Below are 15,221 nucleotides of genomic sequence, written 5' to 3'. Positions count from 1 at the left end.
CTGCCAGCCATGAGAAAACAGGTTTATCTCAGTGGCTTAGCGGGAGCGAAGTCTACACCAGCCCATCAGAAAAATAAACAGGCTTTCGGCAAATCGCCCTGAAAATTCACCTCAACTTTGTTTCCCGGAGCTTCATGATGAACTGGGGCGGTTCGAAGGTATTGGGGCGGGCCTCCGGCCAGTATTTGTCGAACACTGTAAGGCCGGTTTTTTCTCCGGTCAGCAGGGCGCCGGGCTCCAGAAACGGGTAGAGGTCCAGGTACGAATGCACCTCGGTCTTGGAGGTCCGGCGGATGACATGCTCCGGACCCAGCTCGGACGGATGGCGCAGGCCGGCGGCTTCCAGCAGGTTCTGCAGCGCGCCAAGAGTGTTCTTGTGAAAATTGTAAACCCGGACGCTCTTGTGCCGGACATCCAGCTTGTTGCCCCGCCGCGGGTCCTGGGTGGCCACGCCGCTCGGGCAGCGCCCGGTATGGCAGCTGAGCCCCTGAATACATCCCAGTGCAAACATGTAGCCACGCGCAGCGTTGCACCAGTCAGCCCCCAGGGCGAGTGTGCGGGCGATGTTGAATGCAGAGGTAATCTTGCCGGCAGCCCCTATCGCGATGTCCTCCCGGAGGTTGGTGGCCACCAGGGTGTTGTGGACCATCAACAGGGCTTCGGTCATGGGCATGCCCAGCCGATTGATGAATTCCAGTGGCGCCGCGCCAGTGCCGCCTTCGCCGCCATCAACAACAATAAAGTCCGGTTTGATGCCGGTTTCCAGGATCGCCTTTACGATGCCGAACCATTCCCAGGGATGGCCGATGGCCAGCTTGAACCCCACCGGCTTGCCGCCCGCGAGCGCACGAAGATGATCAATAAATTCGAGCATTTCAATCGGATTGGAAAACGCGGAGTGACTGGGGGGCGAAACGCAGTCCTCGCCGACAGACACCCCTCTTGCTTCCGCAATTTCCGGAGTCACCTTGGCGCCCGGGAGGATGCCGCCATGACCCGGTTTTGCACCCTGGGATAGTTTGAGCTCTATCATTTTTACCTGATCGAGGGCAGCGTTCTCTTTGAACATCTCTTCGTTGAAGCTGCCATCCTTGTTGCGGCAGCCAAAGTAGCCCGAGCCAATTTCCCAGACCAGGTCCCCGCCCGGCTGGCGGTGATAGCGGGAAATCGAGCCTTCGCCGGTATCGTGGTAGAAACCACCCATTCTTGCGCCGGTGTTCAGGCTGAGAATGGCATTTGCTGACAAGGACCCGAAGCTCATGGCCGAGATGTTAAAAACACTGGCGCTGTAGGGCTTCGCGCGACTTTTTCCGATCACGATGCGGAAGTCTGATTCTGTAATGCGTGTCGGGGTCATCGAATGATTCATCCATTCGAAGCCCTCGTCGTACATGTGCAACTGTGAGCCGAATGGACGCTTGTCGAGCACATTCTTGGCGCGCTGGTAGACGATGGCACGCTGTTCCCGGGAGAAAGGGCGCTCTTCGGTATCGGACTGAATGAAGTACTGCCGAATCTCCGGGCCAATGGATTCAAAGAGATACCGCAAGTTGGCCATGATGGGATAGTTCCGGCTGACCGTATGCCTGGTCTGAACCAGATCGTAGGTACCCACAGCCGTAAGTACAGCGAACAGAGCCGGGAAGATGTAGCCATAGCCCAACCAAAGCGTGACGGGTAGTGAAACGATCAGCCCTGCGATACTCAAAGCGTAGGCGCTGTAACGCAGTGGAAAGGTTTTGGTTTTCTCCATGAATACCTCGGTTTGCTCGACATGAATGTCTTGATGCACTGAGTATATAGATACCAGAGGCGCAAGGCAGCGGATTGCCGACGCGGCCACTTGTAATTTCGATAAATGGACTATTCTGGTAGGGATAGATACTGAAAAATGACTTCGCGCAACTTTTGATGTTTTGACCTCAAAACATTAGACTTTCGCGCTTGTAATAAATGAACTCCGACTCTGACATTAAATATCTGACCCAGGAGGCGCCAAACGTGGGCGAGGTAGTGAAAGACGAGTATCAGACGGATTACGTCGCGGGCCAGGATAATATTAACGTCCTGGGCCTGGATCTCCATAACTGGGTGTTCCCCGTTTCCGCTCTTATCGTCGTGGCTTTCGTCATCGGAACCTTGATGTTCCCGACGCCGGCGAAAGAGATGCTCGATGGAGCAAAGTGGGACATCATTGCCAGTTTTGACTGGTTTTTCCTGATCAGTGCCAACATCTTTGTGGTGGTTTGTCTGGCATTGATCTTCATGCCGGTGGGCAAAATCCGGATCGGTGGCCAGGACGCCAAGCCTGAGTTCTCCAGACCGTCATGGTTCGCCATGCTGTTCGCCGCCGGTATGGGTATCGGCCTGATGTTCTGGGCCGTTGCGGAACCGACCGCCTATTACACCGGTTGGTACGAGACGCCCTTCAATGTTGAAGCGAACTCTCCGGAGGCAGCCAACCTCGCCATGGGCGCGACCATGTATCACTGGGGTCTGCATCCCTGGGCAATCTATGCCGTGGTGGCGCTGTCACTGGCGTTCTTTGCATTCAACAAGAACATGCCGCTGACTATCCGTTCGGCGTTCTTCCCGCTGCTTAAAGACAAGGTCTGGGGCTGGCCTGGCCACATCATTGATGTCCTGGCCGTGGTTGCGACCATCTTCGGCCTGGCAACCTCTCTGGGTTTTGGCGCACAACAGGCCGCGTCCGGTCTCGATTACCTGTTCGGTACCGGCAATGGGATCAACGTTCAGATGGCCATTATCGTGGGGGTGACCGCGCTTGCGTTGATTTCTGTTCTCCGTGGTCTGGAGGGCGGTGTTAAGGTCCTCAGTAATATCAACATGGGTCTGGCGGGGCTGCTGCTGTTCTTCGTCATTTTCGCTGGCCCGACCATGACCATTCTGGAGACCATGTGGGTCACCTCCTCAAGCTATGTGGTAAACATGGTGCCGCTGAGCAATCCGTTTGGCCGTGAGGATGAAGCCTGGTTCCAGGGCTGGACCGTCTTCTACTGGGCCTGGTGGATCTCCTGGTCACCGTTCGTCGGCATGTTTATCGCCCGGGTATCCAGGGGTCGCACGGTTCGGGAATTCATTACCGCTGTTCTCCTGATTCCGACTGTCATCACCGTTGTCTGGATGAGCAGCTTTGGCGGCTCGGCGCTTGAGCAAATCCAGAATGGTGTTGGTGTTCTGGCCGAGGAAGGCCTGACCGATGTGTCACTGGCCCTGTTCCAGATGTTTGCCAATCTGCCGCTGACCGGCATTATCTCTTTCGTGGCAATCGTTCTCGTGCTGGTGTTCTTCGTGACATCCTCGGATTCCGGCTCGCTGGTCATTGACAGCATCACCGCCGGCGGCAAGACCGACGCTCCCACTGCTCAGCGTGTATTCTGGGCTGTCATGGAGGGTGCGATCGCCGCAGCGCTGATTTTCGGCGGCGGTGCCGATGCCCTGGGTGCGATCCAGGCAACGGCCATCAGTGCCGGCTTGCCGTTCACGGCCATTCTGTTGGTCATGACCTGGGGGCTGCTCAAGGGGCTCAGTCATGAGCGCAAACTGCTGGTAGCCAGGGGCGAACTCTGATCATCAGCGGATAAAAAAACCGGGGTCTAGGCCCCGGTTTTTTTGTGTCTGGTTTATGAGCTCAGAGGCTGGCGAAGGTTTCCATGGCAAACCGTGCGCGTTCGCGAGGCGAAAAATGAGGGCGCTTGAGGTTCTCGATAGCGCGGAGTCTCGGCAGGAGGCCACATCCGTTAGCCATCTGGATCGCGAGGCCCGGGCGGGCGTTGAGCTCAAGCAGCAGAGGGCCTTCGTTGGCATCCACCACCAGATCCACGCCCATGTAGCCCAACCCGGTGGCTTCATAGCAGCGGGAAGCCATCTCCAGCATCTCGTCCCACGCCGCTATCTCGATGTTTTCCAGCGCCAGGCCGGTGTCCGGATGCAGGGTGATCGGTCGGTTGAACTGAACCGCATTGAGGCTACGACCGGTTCCGATATCAAGACCCACACCTACGGCACCCTGGTGCAGATTGGCCTTGCCGTCCGAGGCAGTGGTGGCCAGACGTAACATCGCCATGACGGGATAGCCCTGGAACACAACAATACGGATATCGGGCACCCCCTGATGGGAGTAACGGGCCAGGTCCGGATCGGACTGGACCAGACTTTCGACTATGGCGACGTCTGGCGTTCCTGCCAGCGAGTAGAGGCCTGCCAGGATGTTGGTCAGGTGGCGTTCCAGGTAAGGGGCGTCGACCCGGGCTCCTGAGGCCTTGATGTATTCATCGCCGTCCCGGCCGGTGATCACGGTGATGCCCTTGCCCCCGGAGCCTTTTGCAGGCTTGATGGCGAAGCCTTCGAGGTCCTCGGCGATTTCCCGGAAGTGGGAGATCTCATGTTGCTCGCGGACGATCTGCAACAGCCTGGGCGTTCTGACGCCATACTCCGCCACCACCAGCTTGGTCTTGAGTTTGTTATCCACCAGTGGGTAGGACGAGCGCTCGTTGTACCGGGCAATGTAATCCACATTGCGCCGGTTCATGTTGAGCATGCCGAGCCGGTTCAGTCTCCGGGGAGAAATCCACTCCATGTCAGTCATACACCTTCATGGGTGAAAATCGACGAAGTTCGCTGAGCTTATAGCCGGTGTACTGACCCATCAGAAGAATAAACCCGAGAATCACCAGGTGCAGTTCCGGGAAGTTGAAGGTCAGATGGCCGGCGATCGGGGCACTCATAATCAGGTAGGCGCAGATGGCCACGAACAGGCTGCCCGAGCCCTGGATCATGACCTCATGAACCCCTTCTTCCTCCCAGAGGATGGACATCCGCTCGATGGTCCAGGCGATAATCACCATGGGGAAGAAGGTCACGGTCATGCCGGTGTTGAAGCCCATTTGATAGCCGATAATGGACAGCCCGGCGGTAATGAAGATGACGAGGATGATCAGTGCGGAGATCCGGGACACCAGCAACAGGTTCAGACTGGACAGATAGCTCCGCATCAGAAGCCCGATTGCCACCACGGACAGAAAGGCGATCAGTCCGGGAAGCAGGGTTGTCTGCACAAAGGCCACGGCGATCAGAACAGGCATGAAAGTGCCCGACGTCCGAATGCCGATCACCATTCGCATGAACGCCACGATCAGTGCGCCCAGGGGCAGGAGCAGCAGCATCCGGAACATGCTCTGTTCCTCGATGGGCAGTTCATAGAAGCTCAGGAAACCGAGCCCGTTGGAGTCGGCCTGCATCGTCGCCAGCTGCAGGGCAGGGACGGTCTGACGGAGCATTGAAAAGCTCACTTCCGAATTGTCGCCGCCGACCACATCCAGCAGGGATTCGGAACCCTGGCGCCAGAGCAGCAGGTCCTCGGGGACCCCCTGTTCCGCTGTCTGCGGATCGAAGGTCAGCCATTGATCACCGTTGTAGATCTGCAGGAAGGGCATCAGCTGCTGGCGGCGGCGGGCATCCTCGAGCCGCAGGCCATCTGCGGTACGGGCGGGGATGCCGGCGTGATTAAGCATATCCACCAGTAGCTGGAGGTAATTCTCTTCGGCCACCAGTAGTGTGGTGTTCTGGGTCCGTGTGTCGGGCTGCATCAGCCGGATCAGCTCCCGGGTCATGCTTTCGGGCGTGCTGGAGCGTGCGCGGGCCTGGGTCAGGACCTCCCGTACGGCGGTCGCCTGGGGTTCTTCCCAGAACATTTCACGGGGTTGCGGTTCCCGTGCCTGGCGCCGGGACCGCGGATCATCCGTGGGAATGAACTGGGCCTTGAAGTATAGGGTTTGCGGGCCGGAGACGTCGCGTTTGCTCCATTCCCCCCTCCGGCCGCCGGAGTTTTCCACGATGGAGAAACCGTAGCCCGGAGAGGCCGCCTGCTCGGAGATAATGCTGAAGCCAGGGGGCTGTTCCGGGATGTTCAGGCTTGCCAGCACCGGCTCACCGGTACCGTCAAAATCCACCCGGGCCTCGACCATCCAGACCGGGCGCTGTTCACCGGTTAACCAGGGTATGCCCAGTTCAACATGGCGCCAGACGGCCAGGGAAATACCAGCGCCGATCAGCAGCAGTACGGCAACATAAAAAGGAATGCGTGAACGGGTGGTCAAGCGTCGTCTCCGTTCCGTTTGAGTTTCTTGGGCAGTTCAGTGGCAAATTCCTTGCCGACATCAATCAGCATCACATCCCGGAGGACATTCCGGCCAATCAGTACTTCATAGGTCAGGTTACTGCGGTCGGCGAGGGTAAACTCGGCAACCTGCTTGTGATCACCGATGGCAAACTGCAGTTCGACCACGACCCGGCGCTCCGAGTCTTCGGCACTGGCCTGGATGATGCGGACGCGGCGGGAAATCTCCTTCTCCATGGTGACCAGCTCATCGGTGCCGGGGACCGGGACATCAAAGCGCACCCAGTTGTTGCCATCCCGTTCGAAACGGGTGATGTTACGGGCATCCATGGAGGAGGTTTCGGCACCGCTGTCGATCCGGGCGGTATAAACCAGACCGGGTTCTGCCAGATAGAGTTTTTCCACTTCGCCAACGACTACCTTGCCTTTCAGGCGGTCGGCACGGCCGGTGTCCTCGAGTGTCGGGCAGACTGGCTTCGGCGGAGTTGGTGGGCAGACCGGCTTTTCGACTTTCTTTTCGATGGCTTCCAGGATGGTCTGAGTGGACAGCTCCTCCCGTTGCAGGAGCTGCTCATGGCGAACCGCTGCATTGCCCTCCATGGTGACGAGCGTTGCCCGCTGGGACTGGACGGAGGAATTCAGTTCTGTCAGGTCTTTTTTCGGAACCATGAAGTAGCGGTTCGACGAACAGCCGGCCAGCGCCAGGCTCAGCACTGCGGCCGCGATAACAAAAAGGAGGGGAAAACCAGCCCGCGAACGTTTGTAACCCATGAAGTACCCCTGAGCCGGCAGACAAAAACGCCCGAAAAATACGGGCGCGCTGATGGTCTGTGCCTTGAAAATGTTCAATTAAGGCCGGGGAGTATACCGCAACCAACCTGTGTAGTGACTTTACAGTTGGTTAACGGGCAATGCGGATTATCCGGACAGGAAGGGACCTTCGCCGAGATCGGTCTGGGAACGCAGATACTCCTGAATCACCGGGGAGCAATTCAGGTAAAACAGCAACAACTCGCGTTGGATATCCTGATCCTGGATACGGGAGGCAAAGCTGATCAGTTCCCTGATGGCGCCATCATTCTCGCTTCGGCTATCCGGAATCGAGAAGCTCTGGCCATAGCGCTCTTTCAGGATTCTTGTCAGGCGTTCAAGGTGGAATTCACCGGTGTGGGTAATGTGGGGCAGAATCCGGAAACCTTTCGGATAGGTTTTCTTTCTCCCCGCCAGAACACACGACGGCGCGCCATCCCCGGCCCGGTTATCCTGCCAGAGTTCTGATCCCAGTTTTCGCCACAGTTCTTTCAGCATAACTTGCCTGTCCATCCTCTGACTGCGGTTTCGCCCCGGCCGTGAAAAAAATGTAATCAAAATAAACAGGACGAACACTTTATTCTTTTAGTGGATATTACGAGGCACGTCCAGAGTCAGATGTACACCGGTCATGAATTTGCCAATCAGTCGAGGTGCCGGAGCCCTTCTGATACCTATGAACGGGAGGCAACGCAAAAGGTTCCATTGTTACGTTAAACTGTTCGTCATGATGTGATCATCCGGGAAAACCAACCAGGAGCGTCTTGCAGTGCCGGAAGCGATAACCCGATGGATAGTGGCCTCGCCGGAATTGATGGCTGGATTAGTTGGAGTGCTGGCACTGCTGATAGTGCTTCTTGTTGTTTTCCTGGTGCGCTCGGTCCGCAAGGTCGATGCCTGGCAAAACCGGGCCTTTGACGCTGAGACCCGGGTGGCCGGTCTGGAATCGGACGTTGGCGGCAAGCGACAGTGGGTCGAACAGCTGGAAGGCGAGCGCAAAAATCTTCAGAACCGGATAGAGGATCTTTCCGGCGAGTTGCACCGTGTGAGGCTGAGGCTTCGGGAGCAGGAAGTGGCCCTGGACCGGGAGCGCCGCTCGGCAGCGGAGAAACTGGAGTTGCTGGAGCGCAACCGGGATGCGCTGAAACAGGAGTTCGAAAACCTGGCCAACCGGATTTTCGATCAGAAGAACGAGCGTTTCACCCAGGAAACCCGCACCAGCCTGGACAGCCTGCTTAACCCCTTCAGGGACCAGTTGCAGGATTTCCGCAAACGCGTGGAGGACGTTTACACCACCGAGACCCGGGACCGCCAGGCACTGCGCAGCGAGATCAAATCGCTGCAGGAGCTGAACCGGCAGATTACCGAGGAAGCAGCCAACCTGACCAAAGCCCTGAAAGGTGACAAGAAGATCCAGGGTAACTGGGGCGAGCTGATCCTGGAGCGGGTGCTGGAGAAGTCCGGGCTGCGCAAGGGCGTGGAGTACGAAACCCAGGGCAGTTACCGGGATGGTGATCACCAGCTGTTGCGCCCGGATGTGGTCGTGCACCTGCCGGATAACCGGAACCTGATTGTGGATTCCAAGGTGTCCCTGCTGGCCTACCAGCAGTGGGTCAACGAGGAAGACGAGAATGCGCGGGCGGATGCGCTGAAACAGCATGTGGAAGCAGTGCGGAACCATATCCGCACCTTGAGCGAGAAAGACTACAGCCAGCTCCACGGCCTGCATTCGCCGGATTTCGTGCTGTTGTTCATGCCCATCGAACCGGCGTTCGTGGCAGCTTTTCAGCAGGACGAGAACCTTTTCGCAGAAGCCTTCGAGCGAAAGATTATTGTGGTCACTCCGACCACGCTCCTGGCCACACTGCGGACCATCGAGAACATCTGGCGATATGAACGCCAGAGCCAGAATGCCCGGCGCATTGCGGACCGGGCCAGTGCGGTTTACGACAAACTGAGGGTCTTTGTCGAAGCCATGGAGCGCCTGGGTAGCCAGTTGCAGACGGCCCAGGGCAGCTATGATTCGGCCATGAATACGTTGACCCGGGGCCGTGGTAACCTGATTTCACAGGCGAACCGGTTCGTGGAGTTGGGCGTGAGGGTCAAGAAAGAACTTCCCCGGGGCATCCTGGAGCAGGCCGAAGTGGATGCCGGAGATAGCGAGATGGAAGCGGCGATGAACGCCGATAACCAGCAGGAGTAAGAGCGATGGCAGTAGCATCTGGAACATTTCAACGACTGGCCCGGTTTGTGGCCCTGGTCGCCGCCCTGTCGGCCGCCGGCCAGGCGCATGCCCTGGCTCCGGAGCACGAGATGCGCCGCTTGATGCTGGCCACAGAAGAGGCGGTCAATGCCGGTAGCTGGGGCGAAGCCGGGGAGTACCTGAATCGGCTCCAGCAGCTGGAAGCGAAGAAGCCGGCCGAGTACTTTTTTTACCGCGGCCGGGTGATGCTTCAGGCGGGCCATCTGAACGAAGCCCAGTCGGCCCTGGAAGCCTATGTCACCCAGGCCGGAACCGAGGGCAGCCACTACCAACAGGCCCTGAAACTAATTACCGAGGTGGAGCGCACCCGCAAGTCCGGCTCGGCCGATCAGGCCAATGGCAAGCAGCCGCCCAAGGTGGCCGTGATCGAACCGGCGGGTAATCAGAGTATATCGTCACTGCGCAAGCTCTATCTCACCAACAATGACCGGGACGCCCTGCTGATGCATCTCAACAGCCTGCTGGATATGGCCGGCTGGCGTGCGGATCAGTCGGTTGTCCGGCTGGATAAGCCTGCGGATGTTGCTTACGAAGTGAGTGCGACCGACAGCGTTATCAGCTTCCAGGAGATTCGTCGTGAGTCGGGCAGTCGCCTCGTACGCAAGACCCAGACCATGGAAGTCTATGGTGTGAATCCCATGATCGAGTGGGGCTGTGAGGCCGCTGTGGCCAGCTGCTGGATCTACGATCCCCGCGACGGCTCACGGTTGATGCAACTCGGTTTCAATCGGGAGCGGGCCGGTGAAATCGCCCAGACACTGGGGCAGCTGGTCCGTCACCTGCAGGCGCCTGCCGGTTCCTGAGCCAATCAGGACTCGAGATTTCCCCGCTCACCCTCGCGATAGGCGCCGGGGGTGACGCCCGTCCATTTCTTGAAGGCGCGGTGGAAGGTCGATGGCTCGGTAAAGCCCACTTTCTCCGCGATGTCATTGATCGGCAATTCCTGCCGGCCCAGGTAGTAAATGGCCATGTCCCGCCGCAGCAGGTCCTTGATCTCCTGGAAGGAGGTGTTTTCCTGTTTCAGCCGACGCCGGAGAGTTTGCGGGCTGGTATGCAGCTCCGAAGCAATCCACTCGAAATCGGGCAGGGGCTTCGAGAAATCCCGGCCAATCAGTGCACGGATCCTGCCGGTCCAGGTGTTGCTTTCGTCGGGCCGGGAGAGCAGGTCCGCGGGTGAGGTCTTCAGGAATTGGCGCATTTCCGGCTTGTCCCGGATGACCGGAGCCGAGAGAAAGCGCTTATCGAAGGTGAGGGCGGTCTGGCCTGCTTCGAACTCCAGCGGGCAGTGGAAAATATGTCGGTACTCATCACCGTGGGGCGGGCGGGCATAGTCGAACTCGGCTTTGTCCAGTTCCACCGGCTGGCCGATCAGCCAGCTTCCCAGGCGATGCCAGATCACCAGAATGCTCTCGCGCAAGAAGTAACTGGGATCGTAGATCTCGCCTTCGATACGCAAGACCAGCCGCGCCTGTTCTTCTCCGACTTCCAGCTCCATGGTCACCATGGGCTCGAACAGGCGAGAGAACTGGAAAGCCTGGCGGTAAACGGCCTCAAGATTGGGGCAATCGATGACCAGGGCGCACATGGTCGCAAAGGTGCCCGTGCGGGCCCTTCGTGGTCCCATGCCCATGAACTCATCCCCGGTGCGGTTCCAGAGCACCTGCATCAGCCGGCTGAACTGGTCACTGCTGACCCGTGCCATCTCGATGCGAAGCAGATCCGGAGAAATCCCCGCTTCCTTCAGCATCTCCCGGGTGTCCAGCCCCTGCGCCTCGGCACCGACCAAGGCTGCCTGTACAAAATGTCTTGAAACCGTGAGGTTGGGCATCGCGTTCGCCATTCCATGAAAACGAAACCCATCATAAAACCCCGGGGGAACATTGCAACCGGCCTAACTGCCTGACGTGTGGAAGAATTGGTAAACGGGAATGGGGGAACCGGTAGTTGGCCCCGGGAGCAAAACACGGCAGCATGGGAAAAAACAAACGTCACAACAAGGAGAAAACCATGGCAGGCCCTTTGAAGTCACTGAAGGTTCTGGATTTCAGCACGCTGCTGCCCGGCCCCTACGCCACCATGCTGCTGGCCGATATGGGGGCAGAAGTGCTTCGAATCGAGGCACCGGACCGGGTAGACCTCATCAAGGTGATACCCCCCTTTGATGGCAAGTTCAGCACCGCGTTTTCCTACCTCACCCGCGGCAAGGACACCTTGCAACTCAACCTGAAGAAGGAGGGGGCTGCCGACAAGGTGAAAGAGCTGGTCAAGGACTACGACATCGTGGTCGAGCAGTTCCGCCCCGGTGTAATGGACCGCCTGGGTATCGGCTATGAGACCCTGCGTGAAATCAACCCCGGGCTGATCTACTGTGCCATTACCGGCTACGGCCAGACCGGCCCCTACAAAGACCGCGCCGGCCACGACATCAACTACCTCTCGATTGCGGGCGTCTCCAGCCACTGCGGCCGCGCAGACAGCGGCCCGCCCCCCATGGGCATCCAGATCGCCGACGTCGCCGGCGGCTCCCACCACGCCGTCATGGGCATCCTCGCCGCCGTCATCGAACGCCAGCAGACTGGCAAAGGCCAGTTCGTGGACATCAGCATGACCGACGCCGCCTTTGCCTTAAACGCCATGTCCGGCGCGGCCTGCCTGGCCGGTGGCGTGGAGCAGAAGCCCGAGGGCGGCATGCTCAACGGTGGGTCTTTCTATGATTACTACCAGACCAGTGATGGCCGCTGGCTGTCGGTGGGTAGCCTGGAGCCTCAGTTCTCGGCACGGCTGTGTGACGCGCTGGGGCTATCCGAGATGAAAAGCCAGGCCTTGAGTCAGAAGCCGGATGATCAGAAGCAGCTCAAGTCGGCCATCCAGGAGAAAGTGAAGGAAAAAACGCTGGCGGAGTGGCAGGAAATTTTCGCCGGGCAGGACGCCTGTGTGGAGCCGGTGCTGACGATTTCAGAGGCGGCGGAGCATCCGCAGTTGAAGGCCAGGGGGATGGTGATTGAGGTTGATCGGGGGGATGGGGTCAGGCAAAAGCAATTGAGCTGTCCTGTCCGATTTGGCTAGGTTCTAACGAAAAAAACCCCGGCGTGGCCGGGGTTTTTACATTTCTACCCTATCAGTTCTGATCCAAAGCAAACTCAACAGTCATGCTATCACCCAAAACTGCGGGATTCGTAACCGGGATGGCTTGTTGAGTAACATTGCCAATAACCTCGCCAATCATATCTGCAAATGCGGCTGAGGTATTTGAGCCCTCCGGACACACCTCGTTAGCTGGTGCTGCTGGTGCTACAAATGTGCCATGGTTCGCGTTCACGCAAGGATTTTGCCCAAAGTAGAACGATGCGGCATTTGCTGGGCTACCCACTGGAACAGGGTTGCTGGCTGAGATCAGGTTAGTACCTGTCCCGTCATTAAGTACTCCGCCGCCTGCACCAATGTCGATCAGCGCCATCAGGGGCTCAGTGCCCGCCAACGGAGCGGAGAGGGCCTGATCCAGAGGTGCAACGTTAGCCTCATTGGGAACCGTTAAGTCACCGACCACTTCTGACACCAAAATGCCTGTGCCATTGGCGGTTGCGAATGCGCCCAAGTTCTTGCCGTGGTTGACCGGGTCAACATTGTCGATAGTGGACTGAAGTACATACAGGAATGCCTCAAGTGTCGAGGTTCCCTGGGATACTCCAGCAGCAGCTAAGCCACCGAGCACTGGCGGTGCAAGGGATGGGGAGTTCTCAACCAGCTTGGTGAGCTGGCCACCAGTGTTCATCAGAGAAATGGAGGCTAACTCTGGGTAAAACAGAGTCCCCGTAGCTGAGTTCGTTCCCCGGAGCGTCGGATTTTCCAGCATCGACGCAAACACTGATCCAGTGATACCCCCAAGGGAGTGGCCCACAAAGTGAACATTCTTGGTTTGAAGCTGGTTTTGGCCGTAATCTGTGTTGCTGCCATCGATGTCGAGTGAACCGTTCGCAATGGTTGCTGACAGATTCAGCAAATCCATAACACCCTGTCTCAGGTTGTCTCTGGTTGTCTGCATGCTTGTCAGGTTTATAAACAGGCTGCCTGAGCGCACATCAGTGATAGCACTCTCTTGTTGCGGACTGAAGGCACCCTCTGGAGTGCTGTAATAGAAGTGGCGCTCCCCGACATAATCTGCATCCGGGAAATCAGCCGGGTCGATATACTGATCTGCGGGAGTCAGTCCTGGAACGGTGCCGACAGTGGATCCACCGAGTCCGTGGAGCGGCTGGTCAATGGCAATTGTCGCAATGCACTTGCCTTGACTTATGGACTGCGCGGTTAGGTTAATGGCTGGGATCGTTGCAACACTCCGATCAACCGTTATGCCATGCTGGAAAATCACCACGTCTGTGATGCCTGACCCGGTTGCGGAGCTACAGTCCAGAGCGCCTCCCGTTGCAGCAGAGACTGCAGCTACGTTGGGATAATAGATGGTAACTGGTACTGCTACTTTCGCATTCTCCTCAGGGAACGGCATGTATTGAGTCAGGTTGAAGGTTCCATCGCTATCTCGGGGGAAGCTAAAGTTGGAGAGAGATGGGTAAGTCTCTTTAAAGGCATCAATTGTAGCGTTTAAGCCGGCTTCCGCTTGGGTATCGCCACGCCACATTCCAGTAATAAGTGGCGTTCCATCTGTGCCGGGCAACTTTTGGTAATAGGGAAGCTCAATCGCGCCCTCTGAAACGTTGACTAGCTGTGCAGCTCCAATCAGCGCGTCGTTACCGGAGTTTGAAATAGCTGTCAAAGAAGCGGAAGACTGGATGGTGGAGTCATATACAGCGGTTGTTCTAGGCTTGGGGAATGGCAGGTCGGGAACGATGGACCCTACTACCTGCGGACCTAATGTTTCATCCTGACTGTATGGAGCGACCGCTGCTCCGACTTTTTGAGCCAACTCGGTGTTGGTCGGACTGGCGCTAAGTGCGTCTGCCAGGGCTGCAAACACTGTCGACGCTGTCGCATCTTCCGGCAGGTTGTCTTGCACAACTTGCAAAGCAGAGTAGAGAACGACTTGCTGGCCAAGTGTTTCGAGGTAAGTACCGGGAGCGGTAATCGCGTTGAATACCGTTTTGGTATTTGACGTCGTCATGGTGTAAGCAAGTGTTACATCCTGCTCAATGCCGTTTGCCCCTAACCAGGCATCAGACAAATTAATCGCCGCGTTCAAAACGTCGCGAATAGACTGGAAGCCCGGGTTACCCAGAGGCCCATCTCCGGCGATCTGGCTATACGGAACAGACTGTTCGGTTGGGCGACCATCTGCACCTTTTACCCCGTCTGTCACTAGCACCAGATATTTGGTCTGGTCTGCCAGCGGCTCAAGCGGAGTGATTCGAATGACGTTGTCCGATCCACCGTCAAGTGAAACAACTTCGGCGCGGATTCTTTGAGCGCCAAGCTTTTCGAGGTCAAAAGGTTGTTCTGTGTCGATGTAAGAGGGATTTGCGGTCAGCTCAATGTTTGGAGTGGCTGCAGACACCGGTTTCATGTTGAGCGGAACCAGATGAACTGTCTGGTTTGCAATGACGGTCTCTGGGTCGACTGAGCCATTCATGCGAATGTCGATTTGGCCTGAAGTTGAGTAGCCTGCCAAATCGCTTACAGACGCAGAAGCAGGGTCAGTGCCCGTAGAAAACCCGGTAAAATCGTAGTTAGTGCTCTGGCCCGCACCCAGCAAAAGAACAAGGTCAAAGTTTGCCGGAATGTCGAAGGTGGGAGATGTCAGTACGGGATCAAAAATGGGCCTGACAAGGGTGTTGTCGATTGTGGTATCAGTAATCTGATAATCCGGATTAGCATTCGCCCCCTCGTCACCGCTGCTCCAGCAGCCTGTAAGTCCAACGGAAGACGCCACGGCAAGACTTATTAGTGTTTTCTTGAACATGGGTGGAACCTTTTCCTGTTGTTGTGTCGTTATGTTCTTCTGAAATTTTGGTCAGCGCTTTGAGCCAATTTCGTAACTCTGACTATAGCGACAGTCTG

General features: G+C 57.3%; 11 protein-coding genes. 4 read left to right on the top strand and 7 right to left on the bottom strand.

The window, feature by feature from the left end; all coding sequences use genetic code 11:
• Positions 1-106: 106 nt before the first annotated feature.
• Positions 107-1,753 carry an FMN-binding glutamate synthase family protein gene (locus ACQUTG_RS13755; protein ID WP_428919958.1) on the bottom strand — a complete coding sequence of 549 codons (1,647 nt, stop codon included), beginning with the start codon at positions 1,751-1,753 and terminating at the stop codon, positions 107-109.
• 248 nt (positions 1,754-2,001) lie between these two features.
• On the opposite strand from ACQUTG_RS13755, the gene ACQUTG_RS13750 reads away from it, so the two are divergent.
• Complete coding sequence (locus ACQUTG_RS13750; protein ID WP_428919957.1) at positions 2,002-3,591, top strand: BCCT family transporter; 1,590 nt, start codon at positions 2,002-2,004, stop codon at positions 3,589-3,591.
• Between the two features lie 61 nt (positions 3,592-3,652).
• On the opposite strand, the gene ACQUTG_RS13745 is transcribed toward ACQUTG_RS13750, so the two are convergent.
• The 4 genes from ACQUTG_RS13745 to ACQUTG_RS13730 all read right to left on the bottom strand — a co-directional run bounded on the left by ACQUTG_RS13745 (position 3,653) and on the right by ACQUTG_RS13730 (position 7,447).
• Positions 3,653-4,600: an alpha-L-glutamate ligase-like protein gene (locus ACQUTG_RS13745; RefSeq protein WP_428920346.1), complete on the bottom strand. Its 948-nt coding sequence runs from the start codon at positions 4,598-4,600 to the stop codon at positions 3,653-3,655.
• A 1-nt stretch (position 4,601) separates the two neighbouring features.
• Positions 4,602-6,119 (bottom strand): inactive transglutaminase family protein, encoded by a 1,518-nt coding sequence (locus ACQUTG_RS13740; protein ID WP_428919956.1) that lies wholly within the window; start codon positions 6,117-6,119, stop codon positions 4,602-4,604.
• Positions 6,116-6,910 carry an ATP-dependent zinc protease family protein gene (locus ACQUTG_RS13735; protein ID WP_428919955.1) on the bottom strand — a complete coding sequence of 265 codons (795 nt, stop codon included), beginning with the start codon at positions 6,908-6,910 and terminating at the stop codon, positions 6,116-6,118. The genes ACQUTG_RS13740 and ACQUTG_RS13735 overlap by 4 nt, the downstream gene beginning before the upstream one ends.
• A gap of 147 nt (positions 6,911-7,057) precedes the next feature.
• Positions 7,058-7,447: a hypothetical protein gene (locus ACQUTG_RS13730; protein WP_428919954.1), complete on the bottom strand. Its 390-nt coding sequence runs from the start codon at positions 7,445-7,447 to the stop codon at positions 7,058-7,060.
• A gap of 316 nt (positions 7,448-7,763) precedes the next feature.
• On the opposite strand from ACQUTG_RS13730, the gene rmuC reads away from it, so the two are divergent.
• Together rmuC and ACQUTG_RS13720 are read left to right on the top strand one after the other, a co-directional pair.
• Positions 7,764-9,152: a DNA recombination protein RmuC gene (gene rmuC / locus ACQUTG_RS13725; RefSeq protein ID WP_428919953.1), complete on the top strand. Its 1,389-nt coding sequence runs from the start codon at positions 7,764-7,766 to the stop codon at positions 9,150-9,152.
• A 5-nt stretch (positions 9,153-9,157) separates the two neighbouring features.
• A complete protein-coding gene (locus ACQUTG_RS13720) occupies positions 9,158-10,015 on the top strand; it encodes a hypothetical protein (RefSeq protein WP_428919952.1) in 858 nt (285 codons plus the stop codon).
• Positions 10,016-10,020: 5 nt separating this feature from the next.
• Here ACQUTG_RS13720 and ACQUTG_RS13715 read toward each other — a convergent pair whose 3' ends face one another.
• Entirely contained in the window at positions 10,021-11,040 is a 1,020-nt protein-coding gene (locus ACQUTG_RS13715; protein ID WP_428919951.1) for an AraC family transcriptional regulator, read from the bottom strand.
• A gap of 179 nt (positions 11,041-11,219) precedes the next feature.
• On the opposite strand from ACQUTG_RS13715, the gene ACQUTG_RS13710 reads away from it, so the two are divergent.
• Positions 11,220-12,278, top strand: coding sequence for a CaiB/BaiF CoA transferase family protein (locus ACQUTG_RS13710; RefSeq protein WP_428919950.1), 1,059 nt, complete (start codon positions 11,220-11,222; stop codon positions 12,276-12,278).
• 52 nt (positions 12,279-12,330) lie between these two features.
• Here the strand turns inward: ACQUTG_RS13710 and ACQUTG_RS13705 are convergent, their stop codons facing one another.
• A complete protein-coding gene (locus tag ACQUTG_RS13705) occupies positions 12,331-15,123 on the bottom strand; it encodes an MECDP-synthase (protein WP_428919949.1) in 2,793 nt (930 codons plus the stop codon).
• Positions 15,124-15,221: the final 98 nt, after the last annotated feature.

This window comes from Marinobacter sp. DUT-1, assembly GCF_050379415.1.
In the GTDB taxonomy this organism is placed as follows: Bacteria; Pseudomonadota; Gammaproteobacteria; order Pseudomonadales; family Oleiphilaceae; genus Marinobacter.
This window is presented reverse-complemented; position numbering and strand designations above follow the sequence as displayed.

Bases quoted from the DNA above. Each gene is read 5' to 3' on its own strand.
- ACQUTG_RS13755 (WP_428919958.1), bottom strand. From the start codon at position 1,753: ATGGAGAAAACCAAAACCTTTCCACTGCGTTACAGCGCCTACGCTTTG.
- ACQUTG_RS13745 (WP_428920346.1), bottom strand. From the start codon at position 4,600: ATGGAGTGGATTTCTCCCCGGAGACTGAACCGGCTCGGCATGCTCAAC.
- ACQUTG_RS13735 (WP_428919955.1), bottom strand. From the start codon at position 6,910: ATGGGTTACAAACGTTCGCGGGCTGGTTTTCCCCTCCTTTTTGTTATC.
- ACQUTG_RS13730 (WP_428919954.1), bottom strand. From the start codon at position 7,447: ATGCTGAAAGAACTGTGGCGAAAACTGGGATCAGAACTCTGGCAGGAT.
- rmuC (WP_428919953.1), top strand. From the start codon at position 7,764: ATGGCTGGATTAGTTGGAGTGCTGGCACTGCTGATAGTGCTTCTTGTT.
- ACQUTG_RS13720 (WP_428919952.1), top strand. From the start codon at position 9,158: ATGGCAGTAGCATCTGGAACATTTCAACGACTGGCCCGGTTTGTGGCC.
- ACQUTG_RS13715 (WP_428919951.1), bottom strand. From the start codon at position 11,040: ATGCCCAACCTCACGGTTTCAAGACATTTTGTACAGGCAGCCTTGGTC.
- ACQUTG_RS13710 (WP_428919950.1), top strand. From the start codon at position 11,220: ATGGCAGGCCCTTTGAAGTCACTGAAGGTTCTGGATTTCAGCACGCTG.
- ACQUTG_RS13705 (WP_428919949.1), bottom strand. From the start codon at position 15,123: ATGTTCAAGAAAACACTAATAAGTCTTGCCGTGGCGTCTTCCGTTGGA.